This is a genomic window from Streptomyces sp. GC420 (assembly GCF_009916105.1).
Taxonomy (GTDB): Bacteria; Actinomycetota; Actinomycetes; order Streptomycetales; family Streptomycetaceae; genus Streptomyces.
Window position 1 is genome coordinate 1 of record NZ_JAAAXQ010000320.1, and the last position, 9498, is coordinate 9498.

Consider the following 9498-nt stretch of genomic DNA (forward strand, 5'->3'; position numbering starts at 1 on the left):
GTGTAGATCCACAGGCATCGGTGAAAGACAGGCGACACCCGTAAGTACGATAATCTTCACCCTCGATTCATTCGAGTCTCACGCACTTCGCGAGACACAGCAGTGCCCGACCGCCGCCGCTGCCCGAGCCAGGAGCCAGGATGGTCTCGCCCACCTCCGAGGAAGACACCCGCAAGGTCCAGACGGCGGTCATCGGACAGGCCGAGTCGGACTGGCCGGTGTTCCTGCCGTACGACCACGACGACTTTGACCGGTTCATGCGGGGCCGGACCCGCGACGACTTCTACTGTGGCGTCCTGCTCGGCGGCTGCGGCAAGAAGCTGACCCCGAAGCGGTACACGGAGAAGAAGTGCCACTTCGCGCACCGGCCGCCCGTGCACTGCCGCCGCACGGAGACCGGTGAGGCCAGCGCCGACCACCTGTACATCGGGCAGGCGCTACGGCGCTGGCTGCTGCGGCAGGGGTATCAGGACCCGGAGGTCACGTATCTGGACCCAGGCTCGGTCCACGGCGGGGCCGTCGAGGTCCGGTTCGGGCAGGGCCGGTCCCGGCTCGTCCGGGTCCAGTTGGCCCGTCTCTCCGTCCGCGAGTGGCAGGAGACCCGCGAGCGCCTCGCCGACCGGCACACTTATGTCCACTGGGCGTACGGACCGTACTGCGGGCTCTCGCACAACGAGGTGGACGCCGCCGGGCACGCCATCCGCATCTCCTGTCGCACCGAGGGCGACACCCGCGAGGTGTACGTCGGCACGCAGTACCCGGACAACAGCCTCGCGTGGTCGGCCCTCACCGAGTGCCACTTGTCGGACAAGGGGATCATCACTCCTCGGCTCGAAGCCGAACCGACCGCGACCAGCACGCCCACTCCCGTCGCCTTCCCGCTGGCTCCTGGCACCATCGCCTTCGGGGCAGCCACCGAACTCCCCGCTCCGGCACCGGAGTCGGACACGCCCGCCGTGCGCCTCTACGACGTCGACCTTCAGCCGCTCGGATCAGCCGCTGTCCGGGCCAGAATCACCCTGCCGCACGACCACCCCGCCCCATCACCGCACCAGCTCCACGTCATCTACTCTTCAGCGCACCTGCTACCGCTCGCCGACGCGGCGCCCTCCGAGCCCGTCTGGCTCATACGTGCCGACGGCGCCTCGCCCCTCCCTCAGCAGACCGATCCCCGCTGGCCGGACCTACGATCCAAGCCCGTGCCGCCCGAGCCGCCAGCCGTACCCACTCAGGCCGCCCCCACGACGACCGAACCGACCTCGGCGCCTGCCCCGCTCCCCCTGGGTGAAGCTGAGACACTCCGCCTCCTCCGCTCCAAGCTCGCCCTCGTCGCCCGCGGTCGCGGCCTCATCAACTGGGAGACGCTGATCAGTCACGCCGGAGCAGCGCCTGGCGACATCACCCCGCACGAACGCGTCCGCCTCCTCATCGCAGTGGACCACCCCAGGGCTGACGGCAAGCCGGTCCTCTCTGTGCTCGTCAAGCCGTCATTCGCCCCGGACGCACCCGCCCCGTACTTCGCCGACGTCCTCGCCGGCCTCGGCTGGAGATCCGACCTCACCGAAGCGAAGGTGGCGGAGATCTGGGAACGCGAGCGGAGGACCGCGTACGCCCTTGCCCAGAACCAGAACGAGTCGGTGGCGGAACCCCAGCAGCCCCCGAGTACCTTGATGGAGAAGCGTGCTACCCGTCTCTGGGACGACGCCCAGCTCGTGGGGCGGATTCGCGAACATCTGAACCTCGTCGCCAACGGCCGCAGCCGCATCAAGTGGAAGACGTTGCTCAACAGGCAGGGCATCGCACCCTCCACGGTGTCAGCGAGGGACCAGGTCAGACTGCTGGCCGCCGTTGACAAGCCCTACGTCCCGAACCGCGGCCTGCTGTCCGCCCTGGTGAAGGCGGACGATCAGGCCGCCCCGGGCCCGGCCCCTTTCTTCGGCGACGTGCTGACCGAGTTGGGCTGGAAACCCGACACCACAACCCCGACCGTGGGGGCGGCCTGGCAAGCCGCCCTGGACCGTGCGTACGCGCGCGGCGGCCGGTCCGCACCAACGGCTAAGAGCAGCCCTGCCGTTCCGCCCGCCACGGAGGACCGCGTGCGCTGGGGCAAGCTCGGGACCACCAAGGCCGCCGTGGTCGTTGCCGTTCGACATGCGCTGATCGATGCCGCCCGGCGTCAGGTCTGCGTGGGCTGGCACACGCTCGCCGCTGCCGCGGGGCTCAAGCCGTCGGACCTCTCCGACAAGGCCAGGGAAGCGATTCTCGTAGCCGTTGACAGCCCGCCCACCTACGGGGTGTTGCTCTCCTCCCTCGTGGTCGCCTCCGAGCACACGCCCGTGCCGTACTTCGACGCCATCCTCAAGCGCCTCGGACGGCCCCACGGCCTGCGCCCCATCGAGCTGGGCCAGGTCCGGAAGACGGAGCAGGCCCGAGCCTTCGCGGCATACAGTGCTGCCGCCGACACCGCCGATGACCCGAAGGAAAGACCATGAGAACGAACCGTCGTCGCGTCGCGATCGGCATAGCCGCCACCGCAGCCGTCGTCATCCTGTCCGGCGCGGCGGGCGCAGTCGCCGGCGCCTACTTCGTCGCGACCGGCCCGACCGGCGCGCGCGGCCCAGCGGGACCGGAGGGGGCACGCGGACCGCAGGGTCCTCAGGGCGAGCAGGGGCTGCAAGGTGAACGGGGCGCCAAGGGTGACCAGGGGGAGCCCGGTGCCTCCGCCGAACCAGCCACGCTCGGTATACCGGACGCCGGCACAACGGGCCCCGATCTCTCCGGCGGCCTGCTCATCAGCTCCGGCTCATGCCCGGCCGGAACCTCGAACTGGGACACCATCTACGTGGGCCGCAACTCCGTTCTCGGGTCGCCGGGCGACGTCGACATGCGCGCGATGACGCTCTGCAAGATCTTCTGAGCGCCACCACGTACGCCGCTCTGTTCAGGCCCCCGCCACGAACCCCACGAACCGCGACCACTCCTCACGCCCGACCGCGAAGTGCGGACGCATCACGTCCTTGGAGTCCCGTACGCAGATGGCCTGTTCGGTGAGGGCGACCTCGACACAGCTGTCACCCTGGCTGCCGCTGTAGCTGGACTTGAACCAGGCCAGTTCCGTCGCGCTCATAGTTCTCCTCGGAGTCGCTCCAACAGGCCGCGGGAATCCTTGGAGTTGAGGGCCTGCGAGCGCAGTGTGTCATAGCGCTGGTAGAGGAGGCTCACCTCTTTCGCGTCTGAGATCAGACGGCCGTTCTGCTGCCCTTCTGAGTACCCGAGTCGCTGCCCCTTCGGGCTCTCCAAGAGCTGCAACGGGCCGTCCAGGCACGCATGCAACCCCGCCTCAAGCGGCACGATCTGAAGCGTCACGTTGCGCGGCGCGCTCAGCTCCAGCACTCGATCGAACATCTCCCGCATCTGGTCCGGGTCCCCGAACCGGCGCCGGAAGACGTGCTCCTCGACGATGAAGCTGAACGGGATGGTCGGCCGCTCAAACAGCATCCGCTGCCGTTCCATGCGCCTGGCCATGAACTCCTCCAGCTGGTCGTCCGGCGCCACCGGAACGGTGCCCTCGAACACAGCCCGCGCATACCCCTCTGACTGCAACAACCCCGGCACCAGCCTGCACTCGTACGTACAGAGGCTCACCGCCACCCGCTCCAGCCGAGCCCACTGCCGGAACCAGGCCGCCAGCCCCACATCCCCCCGCCCCCGGGTCACGTACTTCGAGGACTTGCGCAACGCGCCGGTGTTCCCCAGGAGTTCCTCCGAGCGCACCACGTACGACTCGTCGGGCATCCTCCGCCCCAGCTCCACCGACTCCACGGTGTGCTTGGAGAAGCGCACCAGGTCCGCGAACTCCGCCCTGCTGTGCCCCGCGTGCTCGCGCAGCGCCTGCTGGACGGCACCCCAGGTCCGCAGACTGTCCGAGGGATCGGGCTCACGATCCGGCTCACCGCCGGCCGGTTCCCCGTCGCCGCCGTCGGTCATGACGTCGATGCCGCCCGTCATACGCGGCCACCTCCCGTTCCGTACGCCCACCACACGCTGTCCGTCGCCCCACGCCCGACAGCACCCAGCGTGACGGAAGACCCCGCGTACCGTCCACAGAAAGTGTCCGTACGCTGACGCACCGTACGGGCGTCACTCCTGGAACGCGCCCCCACGCGCCCGCCACGGTGGCCCCATGAGCGCAACCCTTCCCCAATCACCCGGCACCGTTGCCACGTTCGCCCAGCTCCTGTCCTCCACCCGCCGAGGAGCCCGCCTCGCCCGCCTCCTCGCCACCACGCAGCTCCGCGCCTGGGACCTGTCACCCGACGTGACCGAGCGGGCCGAGCAGATCGCCGCCGAACTCGCCGCCAACGCGGCCCTGCACGGCCGTGTCCAGGGCCGCGACTTCCGGCTCGCCCTCACCCTCGACACCACGACCGGCCTCCTCCGCATCGCGGTCACCGACGCCAGGGGCGGGCAACTCCCCGTCGTACCGACCGACTCGGCGACGGACGGCGAGACGGGCCGCGGTCTGCTCATGGTCGACGCGCTGGCCGACCGCTGGGGCACCGAACCGCATCAGCCGGGCGGCAAGACCGTCTGGGCCGAGGTGGGTCACCGGACCAGCTGACAGGCACTCGCCGCCCAACTGATCACCGCGAGCCACCCGTTCAGATGCCTGCTGGCGGAGTTGGACACGTACTCCTCCCATCTGTACGGCATCTCGGCCGGGGGCGCGGTCTACGTTCCTGGAGGCCTTCCAGTCGGAGTCGGGCGGCCTCAAGAGGGCTTCCGTGCGCCCGGGGTCAGCTCAAGGCGTCGATAGCCTTCACAATCAGGGCCCGCGCATCGGCCCCGTACACGGCCAGTTCTGTGAGCCGGGCGAACGCCCGCAAGTACATGTCGAGTTCGCCCGGTGCCGTGACGGTCACCTTCGCGGCGAGCAACTCCACATGGATCCGTGAGTCGTCGAACACCGTGAACTGCTCCAGCGGCCACATGACCGCTTCCCGCGAGGCCGCGGCCGGGACGATGCCGAGCGACATGGACGGCAGAGACATCGCGGCCAGCAGGTTGCCGAGCTGACTGGCCATCACGTCCTGGTCGCCGACCCGGTGATGGAGGACGCTCTCCTCGACCAGGGTGGCGAACCGGTGGTCTCCCTCGTGGATGACGCGCGCGCGGCGCATGCGGACCTCGACCGCGTCGGCCACGTCGTCCGGGGTACCGCGGAAGTCCGCGATCGTGCGCATCAGCGCCGTCGCGTAGCCGGGTGTCTGCAGATAGCCGGGCACGACGTGGGAGGCGTACACGCGGAAGTGGCGGGTGCGCTCGTACAGCTTGGCCGAGGTCTCCGCCAACTGCTTCATGCCCGTTCGCTGGAGCCGCTTCCACTGCAGGTACATGGAGTCGGCCTGCCGGTTGGCCGCGATGAGGTCGTCCGCCTGGTCGTGCGCGCCGCAGGCCGCACACCAGTCGCGGATGTCGGCGTCGGCCGGCGCGGTGACGGCGTTCTCGATCCTCGACGACTTGGCGACGGACCAGCCCGCGAGACGGGCGAGTTCCTTGCCGGTGATGCCGGCGTCCAGGCGCAGCTCCCGCAGCCGGGCCGCGAGAGCCGCGCGTGCTTCCTGCGCGCTGGACGTGGGGAATGTGGACATGGACGGTTACTTGACCTTGACCTCGTACTGGTCGTGGGGGGTGGCCCGTTCCCAGATCCGTTCGTATGCGGTCGCGTGCCGGGAGACCGTGCTGCGCTCGTCGCAGAGTTCCTTGCCGACCCATTCGCCGTTGCCGGAGAAGTGGTGGATGCGCATCAGCCGCCCGTCGAAGATCCACAGGTCGGTGCCCGGGACGAGCAGGTCCCACGCGCGGTGTCGGGGGAGCCAGCGCACCTCCTCTCCGGCTTCCATGTTGGCGCGGGTCTGGTAGTGCTCCCACGCGATGTAGTCGGTGACCGGTTCGGACACGATCCTGACGCGTCGGACGTTTACGCCGCGGGCGACGGCGTCCGCGATGTTCTGGTGGTAAGGACGCCACCAGGAACCCCGGTCGTCCCAGTCCACGCGACGGCCGTCCTGCCAGGCTTCGAAGCGGGGATTGGTGAAGTAGGCGTCCCTCATCTCCAGATGGGCGGCCGACTGCCGTGTGTCGGCGAGGATTTCAGCGAACTCCGGGATCGAGCTCATCGCACGCCTTCCTGATGATCGGGATCATACGGGCCGGGATCCTGATGACGGTCTCGCCGGGCGGGATCGGCGCCCTCGCCGGGGACAGCGCGTCGCAGGTCGCGGTCGTCTCGTCGTCGGCCTGGTAGCTCTGGATCAGCAGATCGTCCGTGCTGGTGTCCACCCAGACTGTGGGGCATCCGTCCTCGTCTGTCTCGGGGTCGATCCCGACGAACTGAATGTTCATGGTGGCTGGTCTCCCGCGCTGGTCGGTTGCAGCGATTTACACCACCATCTTGCGAACGCGTCGCGTGGGCAAGAGCACATGTCGCTCATGAACAGCACTTTCAAACTTCTGTGTAATTCGGTGCAACTCCGTGGCCTGGCCGATGGAGGGACTCCTACGGTCGAGGCAGACGATGGAACCCGGCAGACGCGCGAACGGCCCCGGGCGTTTCCAGCACGGCAACGACACCCCAGAAGGGCAGGTCAATGACCGTCACACTCGAACAGCCCGCCCCCGGCAGGACGCTCACGCGGGACCCGAAGGAACTCCTCAACGCGGTCGCTCCGCACATCGCCGAGTTGACCGTCAACGTGTTCGACTCCGGCATGAGCCTGTGGGACCGAGAGGTCGCCCTGCTCCTGCGCGACCACACCATGGTCCGCGACATGGCCGAACGGATCCTCGGTAACGCCGTCATCTACGTCATGGGTTCCATCGAGAACCCCGACGTCCACCTGGGCGTCGGCAAGCTCGTCGACATCGGCGTCCACCAGCTCATCCTCGACACACCCGTCTGGTGGGGCATCTGCCGCCTCTACAACGGCGGCCGGTTCAAGCACCACGCCCCGTTCATCGAGCGCCGCCGCGACGGCCTGTGCCTGCGCACCGGCGACTTCCTCCGCTCCCAGGGCTGGGCCATCGACGAGGAGCTGTGGGCCATCGACGGCACGGACTGCTCACCGTGCGACGACAAGGTCCCCGACAGCCACTGACCCCGGCTACAGTCGCCCCCGCCCTCGCGGCTCGCCGAGGGCGGGGGCTCCCGCATCCCGACCACCAGAGGAACAGCTGTGCCCGTACCGCACGACATCGCCGCCGAGACCGAACTGTGGGACGCCTACGCCGAGTCCGCGTTCAAGGACGACGCCGAGCCGTCATTCTGCTGGACCCAGTACCCCGGCCACGGACCCGGACCCGAACTCCTCGGCAACCCGGAGACCGTGCTGGAGATCGGATGCGGCACCGGCCGCGCTCTCGCCCACCTCGCACAACAAGGCGTCAAGGCCACCGGGGTCGACCTGTCGCCGCGCATGGTGGCGCTCGCGGGTGAGAAGTGGGCGCCGCTCGGGGTGCGGATCGAGCCGGGGGAAATCCTCGACTGGCTCGGAGCTGACGAGAAGCGGTACGACGCCGTGTACTCCATCTTCGGCGCGGCCTGGTTCACCGACCCCTCCCGCCTCTTCCCCCTGGTCCGCAAGCACCTTGTCCCGGGTGGCGTCTTCGTGTTCTCCCAGCCGCCGGCCATCCCGGGCGCCTACGGGCCGCAGGGCATGTACAAGGGCGGGTTCGCGGGGAAGGCCATGTTCACGTACCGGTACAGCTACAGGCCCGCAGTGTGGGAGCGGCACCTGCTCCGGGCTGGTTTCACGTCCGCCGAGGCGACGGTGATGGATGCCCCGAAAGCCGGGCACATCGGCACGCTCATCGTCCAGGCCCGCGCCTGACAATCGGGTCACGGCCCCGGCCGGCATCCTCCGTGGCCGACCGGGGCCACTTCATGGCCCATGGAATGGCCCCGCGAGTGCCACCCCCTGTGGGCCGTTCAGAACTCCGCCAAGAACCCCACGAACCGTGCCCACTCCGCACGCCCGACCGCGAAGTGGCGCCCTGGCCGACCGCTGGGGCACCGAACCGCATCCGCCGGGCTGCAAGACCATCTGGGCGGAGGTCAGTCACCGATCCAGTTGACGCGGGCGCCCCGTCCCGCAGATCGGCGAGCGTCGGTCGGCGAAGCCGCGTTGCTACCCTCCGCGCCATGTCTCATGCAGTGGCGCGGGAGATGCGCTCTCCGATCCTGTCGATCCACCCGTACGTACCGGCCATTGAGCAACAGGGCGATGTGATCTGCTCCATGGCGTCGCGCGGCGAGTGCGATCACAAGCTCGTCGCGGAGGTGCGCCCCGAGTTCAGCGACGGCACATCTCCCCGCTGGCGGGTGTGCGGCGAGTGGCTGACCAGCCACCCGTCAGCAGTCGCCCACATCACCACGAACGGCTTCCAGGCGCCCGCCGTTCCTTGACCGGGCGGCGCCGGAGCCACGCGGTGGCGGCTACGCCGGCCGGTACACGGCCTGGCCCGGGTCCGGCCTCACGATGAGACCGTCCCGGGCGAGTTCGCGCAGGTTGTGGCGGGCCTCCTTGCCCGCGGCCTCGTCGTTCGCCGGCTGGTATCCGGCGACTCGCAGGGCCAGTACGGCGCGTTCGGTGTCCCAGGTGCCACCCAGTGCCTGGATCACCGCGGCGAGCGCCTGCTTGTGCGTCAGCGGCTTCTCGGTCATCTCACCCTCCCCCTCCGAAATCCGCCACAGCATGGCACACGGCGGCAGAGCCCCGCCTGGCCGGACCTCAGCACCCCCCAGGGTGTGCGCCGATGAACCAGATGCTCGGTACCGGGAGTTGCGGGCGGTGGTCCGGCTGACCGAAGTACTTGGCGACCCGTTGCCGCGTCGGCACCGTTAGCCTGTCGGTATGTCAGAGCGTGTCATGCCCGGTCGCGAGGACGGACTGATCACCCTGGGTGCCGCGGACGCTCTGTGGGTCGATCTGACGGCCGACAGCACCGTGCCGACGGCTTCGGAGGCGTTCACTTCCTCTCCCGCCCATGCCCGGTTGGGGTACGTCCTGCTCGGCGGCCATGTGGTGGCGACGATGAGGGCGGGTGGCGGTCAGTGGAGCGTCTCGGAGACGGAGGTGCGCCGGGCGGCCGCGATACTGAACGCGGTGAAGATGGACCGGCAGGACCTGGTCCGCGTCGGTCCGCTTCGCGGGGCGCCGCGGCAGGAGTACGGCGGGGAAGCGCCGCTGCGCTGGCGCCGGCGCATCACGGAGGACTTGCAGGAGCTGAGAGGCCCCGAGCGGGTGGCGCGACGTGGAGTCGGGCGGCCGTACCATCTGGCGGGGATCGACTGGCGGCAGATACTCGTGGAGCGGAACCGCGACGGGACGCGGCGCACGTGGTGGCTGCCGCGCACTGTGGTCAGGCTGCTCGACGCGGCCGAGCACGCCGAGACGCAGTGGGTGCAAGCCGCGCGGAACCACCGGGCAGGCGTAGCCG

Annotated in this window: 12 protein-coding genes and 1 pseudogene; 7 read left to right on the plus strand and 6 right to left on the minus strand. The window is 69.4% G+C overall.

Translation table 11 applies throughout. From position 1 onward, the window contains the following. Positions 1-140 precede the first annotated feature (140 nt). Together GUY61_RS29430 and GUY61_RS29435 are read left to right on the plus strand one after the other, a co-directional pair. Positions 141-2492 (plus strand): competence protein CoiA family protein, encoded by a 2352-nt coding sequence (locus tag GUY61_RS29430; protein ID WP_166633287.1) that lies wholly within the window; start codon positions 141-143, stop codon positions 2490-2492. Continuing rightward, positions 2489-2917 (plus strand): collagen-like protein, encoded by a 429-nt coding sequence (locus GUY61_RS29435; protein WP_166633288.1) that lies wholly within the window; start codon positions 2489-2491, stop codon positions 2915-2917. The genes GUY61_RS29430 and GUY61_RS29435 overlap by 4 nt, the downstream gene beginning before the upstream one ends. Before the next feature lie 24 nt (positions 2918-2941). On the opposite strand, the gene GUY61_RS29440 is transcribed toward GUY61_RS29435, so the two are convergent. Beyond that, entirely contained in the window at positions 2942-3127 is a 186-nt protein-coding gene (locus tag GUY61_RS29440) for a DUF397 domain-containing protein (protein ID WP_166633289.1), read from the minus strand. After that, positions 3124-4008 (minus strand): helix-turn-helix transcriptional regulator, encoded by an 885-nt coding sequence (locus GUY61_RS29445; RefSeq protein ID WP_166633290.1) that lies wholly within the window; start codon positions 4006-4008, stop codon positions 3124-3126. Before GUY61_RS29445 ends, GUY61_RS29440 begins: the two co-directional genes overlap by 4 nt. A gap of 175 nt (positions 4009-4183) precedes the next feature. Between GUY61_RS29445 and GUY61_RS29450 the strand changes: the two genes are divergently transcribed. Continuing rightward, positions 4184-4621: an ATP-binding protein gene (locus GUY61_RS29450; RefSeq protein WP_166633291.1), complete on the plus strand. Its 438-nt coding sequence runs from the start codon at positions 4184-4186 to the stop codon at positions 4619-4621. Between the two features lie 175 nt (positions 4622-4796). Here the strand turns inward: GUY61_RS29450 and GUY61_RS29455 are convergent, their stop codons facing one another. The 3 genes from GUY61_RS29455 to GUY61_RS29465 are packed head-to-tail and all read right to left on the minus strand — an operon-like array spanning position 4797 to position 6405. Next, positions 4797-5651, minus strand: coding sequence for a helix-turn-helix transcriptional regulator (locus tag GUY61_RS29455; RefSeq protein ID WP_166633292.1), 855 nt, complete (start codon positions 5649-5651; stop codon positions 4797-4799). A gap of 6 nt (positions 5652-5657) precedes the next feature. Continuing rightward, the gene (locus GUY61_RS29460; protein ID WP_166633293.1) at positions 5658-6179 is read right to left on the minus strand and encodes a DUF6879 family protein; all 522 of its coding nucleotides are present in this window, start codon (positions 6177-6179) and stop codon (positions 5658-5660) included. After that, a complete protein-coding gene (locus GUY61_RS29465) occupies positions 6154-6405 on the minus strand; it encodes a hypothetical protein (RefSeq protein WP_166633294.1) in 252 nt (83 codons plus the stop codon). The genes GUY61_RS29460 and GUY61_RS29465 overlap by 26 nt, the downstream gene beginning before the upstream one ends. A 245-nt stretch (positions 6406-6650) precedes the next feature. On the opposite strand from GUY61_RS29465, the gene GUY61_RS29470 reads away from it, so the two are divergent. From GUY61_RS29470 to GUY61_RS29480, 3 genes are all read left to right on the plus strand, one after another. Then, positions 6651-7157 carry a hypothetical protein gene (locus GUY61_RS29470; protein WP_166633295.1) on the plus strand — a complete coding sequence of 169 codons (507 nt, stop codon included), beginning with the start codon at positions 6651-6653 and terminating at the stop codon, positions 7155-7157. Between the two features lie 78 nt (positions 7158-7235). Next, a complete protein-coding gene (locus GUY61_RS29475) occupies positions 7236-7889 on the plus strand; it encodes a bifunctional 2-polyprenyl-6-hydroxyphenol methylase/3-demethylubiquinol 3-O-methyltransferase UbiG (RefSeq protein WP_166633296.1) in 654 nt (217 codons plus the stop codon). Between the two features lie 311 nt (positions 7890-8200). Further along, positions 8201-8464 (plus strand): hypothetical protein, encoded by a 264-nt coding sequence (locus GUY61_RS29480; RefSeq protein ID WP_166633297.1) that lies wholly within the window; start codon positions 8201-8203, stop codon positions 8462-8464. Between the two features lie 30 nt (positions 8465-8494). Here the strand turns inward: GUY61_RS29480 and GUY61_RS29485 are convergent, their stop codons facing one another. Continuing rightward, positions 8495-8722, minus strand: a complete 228-nt coding sequence (locus GUY61_RS29485; RefSeq protein ID WP_208106618.1) for a hypothetical protein — start codon at positions 8720-8722, stop codon at positions 8495-8497. A 190-nt stretch (positions 8723-8912) separates the two neighbouring features. Here GUY61_RS29485 and GUY61_RS29490 point away from each other — a divergent pair. Next, positions 8913-9498: pseudogene (locus GUY61_RS29490) on the plus strand (recombinase); the annotation flags it as partial.

Bases quoted from the DNA above. Each gene is read 5' to 3' on its own strand.
- GUY61_RS29440 (WP_166633289.1), bottom strand. From the start codon at position 3,127: ATGAGCGCGACGGAACTGGCCTGGTTCAAGTCCAGCTACAGCGGCAGC.
- GUY61_RS29450 (WP_166633291.1), top strand. From the start codon at position 4,184: ATGAGCGCAACCCTTCCCCAATCACCCGGCACCGTTGCCACGTTCGCC.
- GUY61_RS29435 (WP_166633288.1), top strand. From the start codon at position 2,489: ATGAGAACGAACCGTCGTCGCGTCGCGATCGGCATAGCCGCCACCGCA.
- GUY61_RS29455 (WP_166633292.1), bottom strand. From the start codon at position 5,651: ATGTCCACATTCCCCACGTCCAGCGCGCAGGAAGCACGCGCGGCTCTC.
- GUY61_RS29480 (WP_166633297.1), top strand. From the start codon at position 8,201: ATGTCTCATGCAGTGGCGCGGGAGATGCGCTCTCCGATCCTGTCGATC.
- GUY61_RS29485 (WP_208106618.1), bottom strand. From the start codon at position 8,722: ATGACCGAGAAGCCGCTGACGCACAAGCAGGCGCTCGCCGCGGTGATC.
- GUY61_RS29430 (WP_166633287.1), top strand. From the start codon at position 141: ATGGTCTCGCCCACCTCCGAGGAAGACACCCGCAAGGTCCAGACGGCG.
- GUY61_RS29445 (WP_166633290.1), bottom strand. From the start codon at position 4,008: ATGACGGGCGGCATCGACGTCATGACCGACGGCGGCGACGGGGAACCG.
- GUY61_RS29470 (WP_166633295.1), top strand. From the start codon at position 6,651: ATGACCGTCACACTCGAACAGCCCGCCCCCGGCAGGACGCTCACGCGG.
- GUY61_RS29465 (WP_166633294.1), bottom strand. From the start codon at position 6,405: ATGAACATTCAGTTCGTCGGGATCGACCCCGAGACAGACGAGGACGGA.
- GUY61_RS29460 (WP_166633293.1), bottom strand. From the start codon at position 6,179: ATGAGCTCGATCCCGGAGTTCGCTGAAATCCTCGCCGACACACGGCAG.